The organism is Chromobacterium sp. FG22 (genome assembly GCF_057809415.1).
Genome location: NZ_JBMDJX010000015.1, coordinates 27,815 through 43,260 on the forward strand (window position 1 = coordinate 27,815; position 15,446 = coordinate 43,260).

Sequence of the window (15,446 nt, forward strand, 5' to 3'; positions counted from 1 at the left end):
GCCCTTGTCAAGCACGCGACAGGAGGCGTCAAGATGGCAATCGAAACGACAGACACGCTGATCATCGGCGCCGGCCAGGCCGGCATCGCCATCAGCGAACACCTGAGCCGCCACGATGTGCCCCACATCGTGCTGGAGCGCCACCGCATCGCCGAACGCTGGCGCAGCCAACGCTGGGATTCGCTGGTCTGCAACGGCCCGGCCTGGCATGACCGCTTTCCCGGCCTGGAGTTCGCCGGCCTGGCCCCGGACGCCTTCGCGCCCAAGGAACGCGTGGCGGACTACCTGGCCGCCTACGCCCAAAAATTCAACGCGCCCATCCGCACCGGGGTGGAGGTGCTGAAAGTCAGCCGCCACCCGGACCGGTCCGGCTTCATCGTGGAAACCTCGGCCGGCGCCTTCCAGGCCGAACGCGTGGTGGCCGCCACCGGCCCTTTCCAACAGCCCGTCATCCCGGCCATCGCACCCAAGGACGACACGCTGACGCAAATCCACTCCGCCCACTACCGCGCGCCGGAACAGCTGCCGGAGGGCGCGGTGCTGGTGGTGGGGGCCGGTTCCTCCGGCGTGCAGATCGCCGACGAACTACAACGCGCCGGCAAGCGCGTCTATCTCTCCGTGGGCGCGCACAACCGCCCGCCGCGCGCCTACCGCCAGCGCGACTTCTGCTGGTGGCTGGGCGTATTGGGCGAATGGACCGCCACCGCCCCCAAACCGGACGCCGCCCACGTCACCATCGCCGTCAGCGGCGCGCGCGGCGGCCGCACCGTGGACTTCCGCGCGCTGGCGCAACAAGGCCTCACCCTGCTGGGCAGCGCCCAAGCGTTTGAGCGCGGCGTGGCCCGTTTCGCCCCGGATCTGGCCGACAACCTCGCCCGCGGCGACGCCAACTACCTGGCCCTGCTGGCGGCGGCGGACGCCTATATCGAACGTAACCGGCTGGACCTGCCGGAGGAACCGGCCGCGCGCCATATGCTGCCGGACCCGGAATGCGTGACCCACCCCATGCTGGAGCTGGACCTGGCCGCGGCCGGCGTCGCCAGCATCGTCTGGGCCACCGGCTACGCCGCGGACTACAGCTGGCTGCAAGTCCCGGCCTTCAACGAGCAGGGCCAGCCGCAACACCAGCGCGGCGTGTCCAGCGAGCCGGGCGTCTACTTCCTGGGCCTGCCCTGGCTGTCTCACCGCGGCTCCTCCTTCCTCTGGGGGGTATGGCACGACGCCCGCTTCATTGCCGACCACATCGCCACCCAGCGCCAATACGCCGCCTACCGCGACGCCGGCCAACGCGCACAACCCTAACGGAGCCCGCCATGACCCACACCCGCATCCGCCCGTTCAACACCCGGCAAACCTATCCGGAGCAAAATCTGGACAACGATCTGTGTCAGGCCGTGGTGGCCGGCAATCTCGTCTTCCTGCGCGGCCAGATCGGCCAGGACCTGGACAGCCGCGAATCCGTAGGCATAGGCGACGTGGCCGCCCAGGCCGAACAAGCGATGGCCAATGTAAAACTGCTGCTGGAAGAAGCCGGCAGCGAGCTGGGCGACATCTGCAAGATCGTGATCTACCTCACCGATCCGCGCTACCGCGAAGCCGTTTATCTAGTGGTGGGCCGATGGCTGAAAGGCGTCTATCCGGTATCCACCGGCCTGGTGGTGTCGGCGCTGGCGCGCCCGGAATGGCTGGTGGAAATCGACGTCACCGCCGTCATCCCCGAGGAGCGCCGCCGATGACCTTCTCCATTGCGGCCCGCTGCCGGGACAGCGGCATGGTGGGCGTCGCCATCGCCTCCTCCAGCATCTGCGTGGCCAGCCGTTGCGCCCATGTGCGCGCCGGCGTGGGTGCCGCGCTGAGCCAGAACGTCAGCAACCCGCTGCTGGGCCCGCTGGCGCTGGAACGGATGGCGGCCGGCGGCGCGGGCGAAGCGCTGAACGCCGGCCTGCTGGCGGCGGACCCTCACCTGGAGTGGCGGCAACTGGTGCTGGCCCCGCTTCAAGGCCGCCCGCAAGTCATCACTGGTCGGCACGCGCTGGGCCTGCATGGCGCCGCCATTGGCCGCGACTGCGCCGCCGGCGGCAATCTGCTGGCCACGGCCGAGCTGCCCCAAGCCATGGTGGCCGCCTACGAAGCCGCCGGCGGCGGCCTGCCGGAACGCCTGCTGGCGGCGCTGCAAGCCGCGGTGGACGCCGGCGGAGAAGCCGGCCCCATCCATTCCGCCGGCCTGCTGGCCACAGCCGATACCGCATGGCCGGCCATCAATCTGCGCATAGACTGGAGCGACGGCCAGCCGGTGGCGGAACTGGCCGAGCTGTGGCGCCGCTACCAGCCGCAAATGGACGCCTACCTTGCCCGGGCGCAGACCCCGCAGCATGCGCCCAGCTACGGCGTGGCGGGAGACCCATGATGCAACGCTACAGCTCGTTGGCCATGCTGGAACGGCTGGTCGGCTTCGACACCGTCAGCCACCGCTCCAACCTGGAACTGATCCGCTTCGTGCGCGACTACCTGGCCGGCTGGGGCATCTCCAGTCAGCTGATCCGCAGCGAAGACGGCGGCAAGGCCAACCTCTACGCCACCATCGGCCCCGCGGACCGGGGCGGCGTGATGCTGGCCGGCCACACCGACGTGGTGCCGGTGGACGGCCAAGCCTGGAGCGGCGATCCCTTCCGCCTCCAAATACGGGAGCAGCGCGCCTACGGCCGCGGCAGCGCCGACATGAAAGGCTTCATCGCCGCCGTGCTGGCCGCCGTGCCGGACTTCGCCGCCGCCCAGCTGCACACCCCGCTACACATCGCGCTGAGCTACGACGAAGAAATCGGCTGCATCGGCGTGCGCCGGCTGCTGGACGTGCTGGGCGGGCTGCCGGCCCTGCCCAGAATGGCCATCGTCGGCGAACCCACCCTCATGCGCGTGGTGGCCGCCCACAAGGGCAAGCTCGCCTACCATGTGCGCCTGCGCGGCAAGGCCGGCCATTCCAGCCTGCCCCAGGCCGGCGTCAATGCCGTGGAATACGCGGCGGAACTCATCGTCTTCATCCGCCAACTGGCGCGCCGGCGCGCGGCGGAAGGCCCGTTCGACCCGCTCTACCCCGCGCCCCACACCACCCTGCACGTGGGTGCCATGCGCGGCGGCACCGCGCTCAACATCATCCCCGAACACAGCGAATTCGAATTTGAAATCCGCCACCTGCCGGAAGACGAGCCGCAAGCGCTGCTGTCCGCCATCATGGACTTTGCCCGCCAACAACTGCTGCCCGCCATGCGCGCGGTGGACCCCGATGCCGACATCGTCTTCACCGAACGCAGCGCCTACCCCGGCCTGCTCACCGCGCCGGACGCCGACGTGGTGCGCTTCGCGCAATCGCTGCTGGGCGACGCCCGCGCGCCGGCCAAGGTTTCCTTCGGCACCGAAGCCGGGCTGTTCTCCCAGCAAGCCGGCATCCCCGCCGTGGTGCTGGGCCCTGGCAGCATCGCCCAGGCACACCAGCCGGACGAATGGCTGGCGCTGGAACAACTGAGCGCCTGCGACACCCTGCTCGCCGCGCTGCGGCGGCGGCTGAGCGAGCCCGCGCGCTGAGACGACGGGCCCCGACCTCCTTCAGAACCACGCGCCAAGAACGAGTCCAAACAAGCCTGCCGAAAAAGATCACGATCTGCCTTGCCCCATTAGACAATGCACATAGCATGGAATATGCTTGCACATGTCTCCAATTGACTAACGGGAAATGAGCAGGCTATTGGCATGGCAGAACCAACAATCAGCGTGATAGAGCTTGCCCGCCCCTACCAATGGCACCCTATCTCCTTGCCCTTTCCCGTGACGTCGGAAGAACTCGCCTCAGCCCTGATATTCTGTCCCGGCGCCACGAGAGTCTCTTTGGATGAGAACGACGTCCCGGCCTTGGAGGCTGCCATAGAAAATGAACTGTCCGCAGCAGCGTTTCAACAACGTTTGATTCAGGCCCTTCTTGATCAAAGGCTGAGAAAAGAAATCCACTTGAAGTCCTGTACGGACATCCGCGCGTCGATTGAAGGCATCCTGCGCCGAACACTGGGGCGCTAAGATGCCGCTCTCGCCTTCTGTATACCCGTTTCAATTCCGGCGGCTCCCTGACGCTTCTCTCGTCGCAATCAGCGCCACCGGCGATCATGCCTTCCTGCAAGCGACGGAGCTGGACATGCTGATCAACGCGCCGGCCAACCTTCCTCATACCAAGCGCGCCGAACTGCAATCCAAGTTCTTCATGGGCAGCGCCCATTCACGCGGCTCGCTGCGCTTACTAGCCTCCCGCATCGCCGCCAAGCGTGAAACCGTGCTGACAGGCCCAAGCCTGCACCTGATCGTCCCCACCTTGCAGTGCGCTCACACCTGTCGCTACTGCCAGGTCAGCCGCTCTCTTGAAGACGATGGCCATTCCATGTCGCCGGCCGACCTCATTGCCGCCTGCGACACCATCTTTGAAAGCCCATCTCCCACCTTGACGGTGGAGTTCCAGGGCGGAGACCCTCTGCTGCGTTTCGACCTGATACGTCAGGCCGTGGACTACCTGCTGGAACGCAATCAAAGCGAGCAACGCCGGCTGCGCTTCGTGGTCGCGTCGACATTGCACCAACTGACGCCCGCAATGTGTGACTTCTTCCGACAGCATCAAATCTATTTGTCCACCAGCATCGATGGTCCAGCCTCGCTCCACAACAAAAACCGCCCAACCCCTACGCGCAACGCCTATGAGCGAACGGTAGCCGGCATTGAAATGGCTAGGGAGCTACTGGGCCACGACGCCGTCTCCGCCTTGATGACCACCACGCGGGACTCCCTAAGCCAGGCGGAAGCCATTGTCGATGAATATGTAGAGCTGGGGTTTGGCGACATTTTTATCCGGAGGCTAAGCTCCTACGGCTTCGCTCGCCGCAACCAAGTCAAATTGGGCTACAGCCTGGAGGAATTCCAGACCTTCTATCAAGCCGCGCTGGAACGGGTCTTGTATTGGAACCGGCAGGGCACGCCCTTGGTGGAAGTCTCCGCGGCAATCCACCTGAACAAAATTCTCTCCCCTTTCGATGGCGGCTTCGTCGATCTGCAAAGCCCCACCGGCGCCGGCCTGGCTTGCTTGCTCTACAACTACGACGGCTTTGTCTACCCCGGAGACGAAGCTCGCATGTTGAAAGAAATGGGAGACAACTCCCTACGGCTTGGCCGTATTGGAGAGCCGCTTGAGTCGCTGCTGAACTCGGAAACGCAGCGCAACTTGATCCAGGCCAGCCTGGTGGAATTCACCCCCGGCTGCCAAAGCTGCGCTTACAACGCTTACTGCGGCCCTGATCCCGTCAACGCCCAAAGTCAGTTCGGCAGCCCCTACGCCCCGGTACACTTCACCGAGCATTGCCAGAAAAGCCAATGGATGTTCGACCTGATGTTCACCCTGCTGCAAGAGGGCCAGCCAGCGTTCCTCGATATTGCGCATCGCTGGGCCCACCCAAGAGCGGAGGGCGAAGCCCATGCGTAAACTGGCAGTCAAGCTGCAGGGCATCCAACGACGTCAACTCTGCCGCGTCTGCACGCTTTCCGGCTTACAGCAAGAATGGGAACCGGATTTGAATTTTCTGGTGCCCGCATCCTCCCCGGAAGAACTGCGTCAACTGGAAACGTTGACGCAAGCCGGCCTGAGCAATGTGGCCGCCTACCTCCCAAACAACGATGCGGCGCTCCTAAGCGCCATGCCGGCGGTTATCGGACCTCCCGACAGCCTGGAACAAGAAGACATCCTTACCCTGACCCCAGGCTCAAAACACGCCCACATCATTTATCGCCAAAGCGATCTACACCACTCTCTGTTTCTGACCAACCGGTGCAATAGCTATTGTTTGATGTGTTCGCAACCGCCCACTCAGCACGACGACTCCTGGCTGGTGGATGAAGCCTTGCAACTGGCTCGCCACATCAAGACATCGCCCTCCCTGCTTGGCATCAGCGGCGGCGAGCCGCTGCTGACGGGGCCCGCGCTGAGAGAAGTGATCGACACCTTCCAGCGCCTGCACCCGCAAACCGGTCTGGAGGTCCTCACCAATGGCCGGCTCTTTGCCAAAGCGCCGCTGGCGCAAAGCCTGCTGCAGGATTTGGCGCAACCCGTGCGCTGGCTCGTGCCACTTTACGGACACGTTGATTTCTTGCATGACTTCGTCGTGCAGTCCCCCGGCGCTTTTGAACAGACGCTGGAAGGTTTGCTGACGCTGCAAGACTTCCAGCAACCCATACAGCTGCGCATCGTCCTCATTGAACCGGTGCTGCGAGAGTTGTCCGAACTCTGCCACTTCATTGCCCGCAACCTGCCCTTTGTCCAGCAAGTGGCCCTGATGGGCTGTGAACCCATCGGCTTTGCGCTGGCCAACCGCGAGCTCTGCGAAGTCGACTTGCGCGCCTGGCAGCCCCAACTGCTTGCCGGCGCCACCGCCTTGCGCCGCGGCCGTGTGCCTTACGTACTCATGAACGCCCCGCTGTGCGCTTTGCCGGAAACGCTCTGGCCTGATGCGCATCGCAGCATTTCGGACTGGAAGCAAGTTTATGCCCCCGAATGCCAAGGCTGCTCCGTTCAATCCTCCTGTTCCGGTCTTTTCGCCTGGCATGAGCGCGGCTGGAAACCCACTGCAATCAAAGCCATTTCAATGAGGTACACCCATGAGCAAGTTCATTAAATCACTCACCCTCTTCCTGGCCGGACTACCGCTGGTCTCGGGAAAGGCAAGCGCCGCCACGCTGAACGATGCGCCGGCATTAGAGCCGCTGAAACTTGACCCGGTACAACTCCGCCCGCTGAACGGCCCGCTGGACAATCTGTTCGCATCGCACCGCTCCCACTCCAGCCATAGCTCACATTCATCGCACTCCTCCCACTCTTCTCATTACTCCGGGTCTGGTGGCGGCTACAGCTACAACCCCGCCCCCATAGACGACAGCGGCAGTTCATCCAACAGCACGATCTACCCGCGCAGCCACTCAACCCCCTCTTACAACCGTTCCAGGCCCACCGCCGCGGCCAGCGCCCCTGCCACGCAAACCAACCCGGTTCAATCCTTGGCCGAAAAGAGAAGGCTGCAAATCATGCGGGTACAGATTGCACTGACCCGCCTGAAGCTTTACAGCGGCGGCATTGACGGCGTGTTCGGCACGGCAACCCGGGCGGCGCTCACCCGCTACCAAACCATGCAAGGCCTGCCGGTCACCAGCTTGATGACGACCGAAACCTTGAACAGCCTGGGAGTGCCCGCCGCGCGCTAAGCTCAAATCCAGCAGCGGCAGACCCGCTGTGGCTTGAAACCGGAACTTCCCCGCCCGGCGACGGCCTACCCAAACCCATCACCCGCCGAAAGCGCCCCGCATGTTGAGCCTCGCCCCGCAAAACCAGCGCTTGGAAAGCGCCATCGCCTGGGCGCACAGCCGCCCGGACGTGGACGCGCTGATCCTCACCGGCTCCTTTGCTCGCGACGACGGCAGCGCCGACATTCACTCCGATCTGGACCTGGAAATCATCGGCCCGAACCCGGCGGCGCTGGCCGCGGACGACGGCTGGCTGCGCGACATCGGCCCCCTGCTCACCGTGCTGCGCCTGGGCGAAGGCCAAGCCTGGCCCACCCGCCTGGCCATCTACGGCGACAGCGTCAAAATCGACTTCACCCTGGCCGGCCCCGCCCGGCTGCACGCCATGCGCGAGCATGGGCTGGACCCGCTGTACCAGCGCGGCTACCGCGTGCTGCTGGACAAAACCGGCGCGGCCCAAGACCTGCCCGCGCCGCAAGGCCGCCCCGCCGCACCGGCTCTGCCCACGGCGGAAGCGTTCCGCGAGCGGGTGGAAGAGTTCTGGTTCGAGGCCTTTCACATCCCCACATACCTGGCGCGCGGCGAGCTGTTCGTCGTCAAATTCCGCGACTGGACCACGAAGGAACTGCTGCTGGAAATGCTGGAATGGCACGCCCATAGCCGCCCCGACGCGGCGACGGACTGCTGGCATATCGGCACCCGGCTGCAACACTGGGCCGAGCCGGCACACTGGCAGGCGCTGCATCAGGTATTTGGCCGCTTCGACGCCGCCGACGCCGAACGCGCCTTCCACGCCACGCTGCGGCTGTACAGCCAAGTGGCGCGCGAAGTGGCCGCCCGCGCCGGCTTCGACTACCCGGCGGCGGTGGAGGCCGGCATTCGCAGCTTGATCCACGCACCGACGTAAACCAAGGGCCCCACAGCAGCCCCCCGCCCACGCACCGCGCCAGGCGGGTGATTTTTCCTTGGGCTTGATCTTTGAGCTCAGTTAGATAGAATTCTCTATCTTTCAGGCTTTGACTTCAGTCAGCCTTTCCGTCCAGCCACGCGCCTCCTCGCAGCGGAAGCGCGCCAGCCAAGCCATACAAGCCAAGCGCCGCGTCCTCCGCGGCCAGATACTTTGTCAGGAACAAGATGCGTATCCACGCCCTTCTGCTGCCGCTAGCGCTTTACAGCACGGCGGTCTCCGCGGATTCATTCTCCCCCTCTCACCCGGCGTTCAAGCAAATCCACCAATCCATAACGGACAGTTTGCGCATGCAGCAACAACTGATGCGGATGCCAAACCCGCCCGATATGTTCAAGAGAGAGAACAAAGAAGCATCGCCGCCTCAGCACGAGGCGGAGAAGGTTGAGCGCCGGCAGGCTGAGCCGGTGATGACACCGCAACAGCAGCCACACCCTGATGAGCAGGCGGATAGCGAATAACAAGCTCTGTCCCAATTGGCCGCTTCGACGCAGCCGACGCCAAACGCATCCTCCACGCCATCTTGCAGTTGCACAGCCAAGTGGCCGCCCGCGCCGGAAGCAGTGGAAACCGACACCTGCGGCTTGAATCACGCGCCGGCACAAACCCGCGACCACCACGCCTTGACCCTGCCCGCATAGTCGGCAACAATCCCCGCGTGCCGCAAAAAACGGCACCGAGATTGGCATCTCGCAGCGCGTCAACAGCAGGCATGTACGTTCACGTACATGCTTGTGTTTTGCCATGACCTGACGGCAGGTGCATGGTGGGAGAGCGCTATGCGCTCGCCGTTGACGTGCCGGTAATGCCAATCCCATCACGCGCCTGCCAAATCCATTCCTGGATAGGCAGCTTGTTAATCTTGTTTCATCGCAGGAGTAACGACATGCCGCAATCTCTCTTTCCGCGCCGACGGCGCTACCGCACCCCGGCCCTAGAAACCCAGGAAATCCTGCTGCCCTTCGTCAGCTACCTTCCCGGACGCACCTACCCGCATTACTGGCACATGCCGTCCGCGCCGGCCACCCCCGCCCAGGCCCAGGCCTACGGCCGGGAATGCGCCGCCCATCTGCTGCAATGGTTCAAGGACAACCCGGCTTACGTGGGCCAGGGCCTGCTCAGCCGCATCGCCCGCGACATCGACTTCAGCCGCACCGAGCAGCGCGGCTACTGGCTGGGCTTTTTCAACCACCTTGAGCGGCTGATCTCGCTCAGCGCAAGGCGGATGAATGTCTACGCCTACACCGACCATCAGCACCGGATGATGGACGCGCAGGTGGAGCGCTCCTTGCTGGAGCGACGGGTGTTGAAGAAGAGTCCGTAAAGGGAGGCCCCCGGCGGGAGCCGGGGGCATGGGCTTACTAAGCGGGAAAAAACGGCTTCCTGCCTAAACAAGCATCCGGCGGCCATGCGGCAGCTAGCTCGCCGATACGGCAATAAAAAAAGCCGGTCTTAAGACCGGCTTTCTCATTTACTCGACATCTATGCATACGCAAAAAGCCCCATACGGGGCTTTTTTATTGCAGCGATAATGCTTAGAGCGGCTGGATCGCGGTTGCAGCCGGGCCTTTCTGGCCCATTGCTCGGGTGTAGCTTACTTTTTGACCTTCATGCAGGGACTTGAAGCCGTCTGCGCGAATTTCGGAAAAGTGAGCGAAAAGATCATCGCCGCCATTGTCCGGGGTAATAAAGCCAAAACCTTTTGCGTCATTGAAAAATTTAACGATACCAGTTTCCATAATTCACTCCTTGGTGTTCAGATTAAGGGCAACAAATTGCCTGAAAGCATGATAGTCAAGGAATAGATAAGGAAACAAAGCAGACCAACTTGTATGGACAACTGAGGTATCGATAGATATAGCGCTTGAAAATCGCGATAATAATACTCGCAAAACACCGGCTTGGTCAATAGCAATATTTGAATTTTGCAATTTGAGCAGGAATTTGTTGCCAAAAAGCGAGCAGTAGCCAATGAATCGCCCCTCCTTTCCACACCTCTAGAGCCTCACACTAGGCCCTACAAAGAGGCTTCATGGGCAGGTAGCGTTCCCCGAAGAGTTCGAGATTGAAACATCAAACAGGTCACTGAACGCGACTACCCCGTCGCCGACGTCGCCAGCCGTCTCGGCGTGCCTACCCACAGCCTGTATCAATGGCTGAAACGCTACGACCCCTTTGCCAAGGAATCCGGGTAAGGCATGCCTTCATCCAGGCCCACAAGCAACAATTTCCAGTTCGACGACTGCGTCATGTCTGTGCACCCCAGTGGCTACTACGCCTGGAAAGCGTCCCAGCATTCACCTCGTGCCCGCGAAGACCAGCGTTTGCCGGGGCAAATCAAGCAGGCTTGGCTAGAGAGTGGCGGAGCCTATGGCTACCGCAAAATGTATGACGACCTGCGGGCACTGGGCGAGCGCTGCGGCAAACATCGTGGGCACTGCTGATGAAGCAGGAAGGTCTGCGTTCGCAAACAGGCTATCGCCGACGCCCTGGACATTTGACAGTGGCCGTCCGGTGGTGGCCGTACCGAACTACCTGCAGCGCAGGTTTACCGTGGATGCGCCAAATAAAGCCTGGGTGACCAACATCACGTATATCCGCACACATGAGGGGTGGCTGTACTTGGCGGTAGTGCTGGACCTGTTCCTGAGACAGGTCATTGCCGGTGCATTCCGACAAGGGGAGTCAGTTCCAACTGGCAGGGCTCCTTGAAGGTCCATCGCGTGGCACCCAGCATGAGTCGGCGCGGGAACTGCCACGACAATGCTGTAGCGGGGAGTTTCTTCCAGCTACTGAAGCGGGAGCGTATCAAGCGAAAAGTCTATCACTACTGAGAAGCAGCTCGGCGGGACATCTTCGATTACATGGAGATGTTCTACAACCCGAGGTGCCGGCATGGTTCCGCAAATGGGCAATCGCCGATAGCGTTTGCCTAGAGAAGCCGGACCGATTCACCGGCCATGGCTTCGCCATCTTCATGGCCAGTGTTGTTGCCCTCCGTCCTTCCTAGCTCCGATGCAGCTTCTCTTTGGCGTTGAGTCTGCAATGCGACGCTCAGCCGTCATTGGTCAACCGGACATGAACTTCTGCTTTAGCCGATTACCTGCCAAATCTTCATCTGGGAGGTGCCAACTTCACCAAAACTGTCTTTCGACAGACTGATGACCAGCAACCGGCTCATACATAGTTTCTGATATACCCAAATGAACACAGGTGCACGACGGCGTGGGCCGTACATGCGCAATAACTACAAAGCGGGACAGGTTTTGGAGGCTGCGGTTGAAGTCAGCCTAGCCTTCCATATAGGGCAGTACGCAATGCAGGTCTGGATTTGTAGCTCAGGACTTGTTGTGACGCCGGTTCTTGCATACCACACGGAGAACTGGTCTCGTTAGCGGCATTCACCTTGGTATTCCCAGGCCATAGAGAGCCAGCCCTGATGCCGTTCCCTGCAGACAATATCGCCTTTGAAAAAGCTCACGTCACGGCGTAAGGGAACGTGGATGGCAAGCTCTTCCTTGCTGTGGAGGCCCATGGATTTGGTCTGTAGGACAAAGCTTGCGCTTTTGCCCGACGTGATCTGGACATCCTGCACAATGAATTTTTCGGTAGTGAATGGAGCATGATCGAATACACCATTGAGAACAATGACAGTCAATGTGGCATAAGTAAAAATGGCGAGTGTGAAGAAGTAATTTTTACTGCGCCCCTGCTTGTTCTTTATTGAAACCAACTGAGATAACGCAAAAGAGATCGCCACCAAGATAATCCATACTACCGCATACCTCTCCGGGAGTGACGGCGCAAAATAATGGTACTCGCTGGCTGCCGAGAACAAGAGCAGACATAGAATAGCAATCGAGAACAACAAAATGACACTGCAGTTAACCCTGGCCGCATACTCCCTTTTATCCAGCAGAGATACGGAGAAGAATTTTGTAGAAATTGCCGGCAGCAAAATAGCGACACCTCCGGAACAGATGGCGATGACCGAGTACGCGGAGGGATACAAGGGATATATGGACAGCAGAGTCAGAACAAAAAGTGCAATCAATATAGTTAGATTAACAACCTTGATTAATCGCAATGTTTTCCTTCTCGCCACTGGGGTAGCACCATAGCCGGCATTGGATACAATCAAACTTTGGATAGCTCTCTCATCATTAAATTTGAGATTAGCATGGCGACTGATAAAATCATGAAGCGCATATTTTTCCACATACTCATACGGCCATGAAAAAAGAGAAACGCCCTCACCATTCCCATAGAAATTTATGCAATCCCTTTGCCCCACCCTTTCGATCCTATACCCACAGATATCAGCAGTCCTTATTATTTTTGCGAATAAGATACTTCTAATAATTACTTCGTTTTTTTTGACAATCGTTTTTTCAAAAACAAGCACATCAATGATGAATATTTCAAGCAAGGGTAGAAGGATATAGGCCGTAACTTTGATAACTATGTCAGCACCACTGGCCCGACTAAGCAAGAAGATGAGCACTAACATGGAGAGCATGAAAAAAACAAACTTTGCACGCATGGGAAGGGTAATGATTTTTTCGAAGTCCGGCTGCTTGTCCATGCGTGAGGCTCTGCTGCATTGGAATGATAAAGATATATTGTGACGCAGCACACTCAGCCAGCCAAGTAGGAGGGGGCGGCGTCGTAGACAGCATACCCGCCTCCTCTCCCGTCAGCCCCGCCCCTGCCCCTCACTCCCCCCGCTTAAGCTGCTCCAACATCTCCTGCCACAGCTCCCGGTACACCGGATTGCTGGCGCCTTCTCCATGTCCGGGGTTGTCGGCGTTGGGGCGGCGTATCGGTTTATTCAGCGCAAACTGGTGGTCGGCCGGGATGCGCATCGCGTTATAGGAATTGCGGATGAGATCGGCAAAGCGCTCTTGCACGTGATAGGTGCCGAACAACCTGTCCGGCGGCGTGGCGCCGGGAGAGGCGTACCAGGAGGCGATGCGATTGTTGGCGCGCATGTCCCAGCCGCCGGAAAAGTCGATCACGCCTCTGACCGCCACGCGCTTGGCGATATAGGCGGCCATGCCGCCGCCTTGGGATTGACCGGACAGCACGATCTTGCTCCAGTCCACGGCTTGCTTGTCCAGATACTGTTCCCAACGGCCTTGGGGATCGGTCTTGGCCAGGTAGCGCAGCAGAGCGGTCAGTCTATGGACAATGGCGTCTTTGGGTTTGTCCTGGATCAGCGGGGTGGCGTTTTCCCCAAAGGCGCGCTTCTGGCGCATTTGTGCCGCGCAGTCCGGATTGGTCGCCAGCACTGGCCGGGTGCAAACCTGGGAAACGGCCGGCGTGTCGATGTAGGACAGGATGATGAAGCGGTAGCCCTGAGCCAGGGCGGTGTCGATGAAAGCCTGTTCGCCCACTACGGTGCGCGTGGTTTCGCCGCCGGTTCCAGGCAGGAAGACCAGCAGCGGCGCGTGTCCGCCCCTTTCCGTTGAGAAAACGATGTGCGGCCCGCTGTTCGCCACGATCCCGCCATCGGTATCCGCGGGGAGAATATCCTTGCGGACAGCGTCCGCCCATGTGGCCGTGGCGATACTGAACAGCAGCGCCGCCGCGGCCGTCTTGCCGGCCCATTTCCAAACTGTCATTGCATTCCTCGCATCTTCAATAAGAGCGGCTAACAAACTCAGTTTCACGTCTGAGGCCAGGCGCGCCGCGCAGGCAGTATTGAGTACGGCAAGTCGGCGCAACGCGGCATCAGGGGTTTGTCAGCCGCTCTGTAAGTGGGTTGAATTGCCCCGACGGCCTTGGGCCTACGTGAGCCCTTGGCTAGTTTTCTCAGAACCTGTTCAAAGTCTGCTGCGCTTCAGCGATACGGCGTTAAAAACAAGCTCAAAATGCTCATGTACCACCTGTACATTCCGCTTTTTCGCTCGTTTTCGCCTTGTCTCGCCCTTGCTCGCGAGACTTTGAACAGGCTCTAAGAATCGGTTTACGATCTGCTGCGCGTCGGCGATACGGCGTTGAAAACAACTTCAGAATGCTCATGTACCCCTTGTACATTCCGTCTTCTCGGCCGCTTTCGCCTTGCCTCGTTCTGGCTCGCGAGATCGTAAACACGCTCTCCGACTCTACTCGCGCTGTCCTGCGCGCAAAAGCGCGGCAAGGCGGATTTAGGCCAAGAATTTGTTTACAATTGTTTACATCGAAAAGTTTAAAAACAGCAAGACAAGGCACAGACCGTTGGACAAGCGGAAGGTAGGCACGGCGGGGTCTTCATCAAGACTTCAGGCGCGCATCCCAAGGCACGTCCCGCACGCTGAGTATCCGGCAGGCGCCGGCGTCCGGATGGAGGGGGTTGAGCAGGTAGTTGTGGGCGTTGGGGGCCACCGCGCTGGGCACTTGCAGCGCGGCGGAGGCCTGACGTTGCAGCCAGTGATGGCCCAGGCCCTGGGTGAGCGCGGGTTGCAGGGTCCAGTCAGCCGGCAGGCTGGCCTGGTCCAGCGTCTGCACCAGCCGGTCCGGCAGTTCCACTTGCAGCAGGGTGAAGGTGGCGGGCAGGACGGCCACTTCCAGGTGCACCAGCGCTTCCAGCATGGCGCTGGCCGGGTGGTCCGCCAGGTAAACGATGGGCTGGCCGGCGGGATGCCAGCGGCCGGGCCAGCGCAGCCCGCCCAGGCCCTTGAGGTCTGCGTAGCGGCTGATGCGCCAGGCAATCACGCCGCGTAGCCTTCGTTGGCTTGGGCGATCAGTTGTTCCACCAGCCGCGCGCCGGGCTCGGTATGGGCCATGTCCAGCGGCGATTTGCCCTCAAAGCGGTGCAGCGGCTTGCGCAGCCATTGGGCGGCGGCGTCCTTGTCGCCGAACAGGTCTTCCGCCAGCAGCAGCAGCTTGGCCACGCGCACGCCGCGTTCGGATTCCTCGGTGTTCAGCGTCTGGCCCTTCTTGATGCGATGGGACAGGGTGCGCGGCGGGATGACGAACTCCAGTTCGCCGCGGCTGAGGCCGGCGTCCACCAGGCGTTCCAGCATGCCGGTGTCCACGCCCAGCTCCACCACTTTGGCCACGTCGAAATCGTTGAGCATTTCCTGCCCCACCAACACGCTCAGTTCCTGCAACAGGCTGTGTTCCACCATGGGCGGGACCGGCGTCTCCGGCACGAATACTTGCAGCGCTTTCATGGCCC

16 protein-coding genes and 1 pseudogene are annotated in these 15,446 nt (G+C 61.1%); 12 read left to right on the plus strand and 5 right to left on the minus strand.

Going from position 1 to position 15,446, the window contains the following annotated elements; all coding sequences use genetic code 11:
* The first annotated feature begins 33 nt into the window (after nt 1-33).
* From ACODSD_RS15310 to ACODSD_RS15360, 11 genes are all read left to right on the plus strand, one after another.
* Complete coding sequence (locus ACODSD_RS15310; protein WP_488877719.1) at nt 34-1,302, plus strand: flavin-containing monooxygenase; 1,269 nt, start codon at nt 34-36, stop codon at nt 1,300-1,302.
* A gap of 11 nt (nt 1,303-1,313) precedes the next feature.
* Complete coding sequence (locus ACODSD_RS15315; RefSeq protein WP_107799515.1) at nt 1,314-1,736, plus strand: RidA family protein; 423 nt, start codon at nt 1,314-1,316, stop codon at nt 1,734-1,736.
* Complete coding sequence (locus ACODSD_RS15320) at nt 1,733-2,407, plus strand: DUF1028 domain-containing protein (RefSeq protein ID WP_488877720.1); 675 nt, start codon at nt 1,733-1,735, stop codon at nt 2,405-2,407. The genes ACODSD_RS15315 and ACODSD_RS15320 overlap by 4 nt, the downstream gene beginning before the upstream one ends.
* Nucleotides 2,404-3,579 carry an acetylornithine deacetylase gene (argE, locus tag ACODSD_RS15325; protein ID WP_488877721.1) on the plus strand — a complete coding sequence of 392 codons (1,176 nt, stop codon included), beginning with the start codon at nt 2,404-2,406 and terminating at the stop codon, nt 3,577-3,579. The genes ACODSD_RS15320 and argE overlap by 4 nt, the downstream gene beginning before the upstream one ends.
* 165 nt (nt 3,580-3,744) lie before the next feature.
* Nucleotides 3,745-4,065 (plus strand): hypothetical protein, encoded by a 321-nt coding sequence (locus ACODSD_RS15330; RefSeq protein ID WP_227103813.1) that lies wholly within the window; start codon nt 3,745-3,747, stop codon nt 4,063-4,065.
* 1 nt (nt 4,066) lies between these two features.
* Nucleotides 4,067-5,509 carry a His-Xaa-Ser system radical SAM maturase HxsB gene (hxsB, locus tag ACODSD_RS15335; RefSeq protein ID WP_227103815.1) on the plus strand — a complete coding sequence of 481 codons (1,443 nt, stop codon included), beginning with the start codon at nt 4,067-4,069 and terminating at the stop codon, nt 5,507-5,509.
* Complete coding sequence (gene hxsC, locus ACODSD_RS15340) at nt 5,502-6,695, plus strand: His-Xaa-Ser system radical SAM maturase HxsC (protein WP_488877722.1); 1,194 nt, start codon at nt 5,502-5,504, stop codon at nt 6,693-6,695. The genes hxsB and hxsC overlap by 8 nt, the downstream gene beginning before the upstream one ends.
* Complete coding sequence (hxsA, locus tag ACODSD_RS15345; RefSeq protein WP_488877723.1) at nt 6,679-7,278, plus strand: His-Xaa-Ser repeat protein HxsA; 600 nt, start codon at nt 6,679-6,681, stop codon at nt 7,276-7,278. The genes hxsC and hxsA overlap by 17 nt, the downstream gene beginning before the upstream one ends.
* Before the next feature lie 100 nt (nt 7,279-7,378).
* A complete protein-coding gene (locus ACODSD_RS15350; protein ID WP_488877724.1) occupies nt 7,379-8,224 on the plus strand; it encodes an aminoglycoside 6-adenylyltransferase in 846 nt (281 codons plus the stop codon).
* A 227-nt stretch (nt 8,225-8,451) separates the two neighbouring features.
* Nucleotides 8,452-8,745: a hypothetical protein gene (locus tag ACODSD_RS15355; protein WP_488877725.1), complete on the plus strand. Its 294-nt coding sequence runs from the start codon at nt 8,452-8,454 to the stop codon at nt 8,743-8,745.
* Nucleotides 8,746-9,170: 425 nt separating this feature from the next.
* Complete coding sequence (locus ACODSD_RS15360) at nt 9,171-9,608, plus strand: hypothetical protein (RefSeq protein ID WP_488877726.1); 438 nt, start codon at nt 9,171-9,173, stop codon at nt 9,606-9,608.
* 211 nt (nt 9,609-9,819) lie between these two features.
* Here the strand turns inward: ACODSD_RS15360 and ACODSD_RS15365 are convergent, their stop codons facing one another.
* Nucleotides 9,820-10,023, minus strand: a complete 204-nt coding sequence (locus ACODSD_RS15365) for a cold-shock protein (protein WP_107799522.1) — start codon at nt 10,021-10,023, stop codon at nt 9,820-9,822.
* A 325-nt stretch (nt 10,024-10,348) separates the two neighbouring features.
* On the opposite strand from ACODSD_RS15365, the pseudogene ACODSD_RS15370 reads away from it, so the two are divergent.
* Nucleotides 10,349-11,220, plus strand: a pseudogene (locus tag ACODSD_RS15370) (IS3 family transposase).
* A 455-nt stretch (nt 11,221-11,675) separates the two neighbouring features.
* Here ACODSD_RS15370 and ACODSD_RS15375 read toward each other — a convergent pair.
* From ACODSD_RS15375 to ACODSD_RS15390, 4 genes are all read right to left on the minus strand, one after another.
* A complete protein-coding gene (locus ACODSD_RS15375) occupies nt 11,676-12,869 on the minus strand; it encodes a hypothetical protein (protein ID WP_488877727.1) in 1,194 nt (397 codons plus the stop codon).
* A 130-nt stretch (nt 12,870-12,999) separates the two neighbouring features.
* Nucleotides 13,000-13,956: a BPSS1187 family protein gene (locus ACODSD_RS15380; RefSeq protein WP_488877728.1), complete on the minus strand. Its 957-nt coding sequence runs from the start codon at nt 13,954-13,956 to the stop codon at nt 13,000-13,002.
* Nucleotides 13,957-14,539: 583 nt separating this feature from the next.
* Nucleotides 14,540-14,980 (minus strand): RES family NAD+ phosphorylase, encoded by a 441-nt coding sequence (locus ACODSD_RS15385; RefSeq protein WP_235089194.1) that lies wholly within the window; start codon nt 14,978-14,980, stop codon nt 14,540-14,542.
* Complete coding sequence (locus tag ACODSD_RS15390) at nt 14,977-15,441, minus strand: Xre family toxin-antitoxin system antitoxin (RefSeq protein WP_158274289.1); 465 nt, start codon at nt 15,439-15,441, stop codon at nt 14,977-14,979. The genes ACODSD_RS15385 and ACODSD_RS15390 overlap by 4 nt, the downstream gene beginning before the upstream one ends.
* Nucleotides 15,442-15,446: the final 5 nt, after the last annotated feature.

What these genes read in the sequence shown, in the direction of transcription:
- ACODSD_RS15310 (WP_488877719.1), top strand. Translation starts at nt 34, where the DNA reads ATGGCAATCGAAACGACAGACACGCTGATCATCGGCGCCGGCCAGGCC.
- ACODSD_RS15315 (WP_107799515.1), top strand. Translation starts at nt 1,314, where the DNA reads ATGACCCACACCCGCATCCGCCCGTTCAACACCCGGCAAACCTATCCG.
- ACODSD_RS15320 (WP_488877720.1), top strand. Translation starts at nt 1,733, where the DNA reads ATGACCTTCTCCATTGCGGCCCGCTGCCGGGACAGCGGCATGGTGGGC.
- argE (WP_488877721.1), top strand. Translation starts at nt 2,404, where the DNA reads ATGATGCAACGCTACAGCTCGTTGGCCATGCTGGAACGGCTGGTCGGC.
- ACODSD_RS15330 (WP_227103813.1), top strand. Translation starts at nt 3,745, where the DNA reads ATGGCAGAACCAACAATCAGCGTGATAGAGCTTGCCCGCCCCTACCAA.
- hxsB (WP_227103815.1), top strand. Translation starts at nt 4,067, where the DNA reads ATGCCGCTCTCGCCTTCTGTATACCCGTTTCAATTCCGGCGGCTCCCT.
- hxsC (WP_488877722.1), top strand. Translation starts at nt 5,502, where the DNA reads ATGCGTAAACTGGCAGTCAAGCTGCAGGGCATCCAACGACGTCAACTC.
- hxsA (WP_488877723.1), top strand. Translation starts at nt 6,679, where the DNA reads ATGAGCAAGTTCATTAAATCACTCACCCTCTTCCTGGCCGGACTACCG.
- ACODSD_RS15350 (WP_488877724.1), top strand. Translation starts at nt 7,379, where the DNA reads ATGTTGAGCCTCGCCCCGCAAAACCAGCGCTTGGAAAGCGCCATCGCC.
- ACODSD_RS15355 (WP_488877725.1), top strand. Translation starts at nt 8,452, where the DNA reads ATGCGTATCCACGCCCTTCTGCTGCCGCTAGCGCTTTACAGCACGGCG.
- ACODSD_RS15360 (WP_488877726.1), top strand. Translation starts at nt 9,171, where the DNA reads ATGCCGCAATCTCTCTTTCCGCGCCGACGGCGCTACCGCACCCCGGCC.
- ACODSD_RS15365 (WP_107799522.1), bottom strand. Translation starts at nt 10,023, where the DNA reads ATGGAAACTGGTATCGTTAAATTTTTCAATGACGCAAAAGGTTTTGGC.
- ACODSD_RS15375 (WP_488877727.1), bottom strand. Translation starts at nt 12,869, where the DNA reads ATGGACAAGCAGCCGGACTTCGAAAAAATCATTACCCTTCCCATGCGT.
- ACODSD_RS15390 (WP_158274289.1), bottom strand. Translation starts at nt 15,441, where the DNA reads ATGAAAGCGCTGCAAGTATTCGTGCCGGAGACGCCGGTCCCGCCCATG.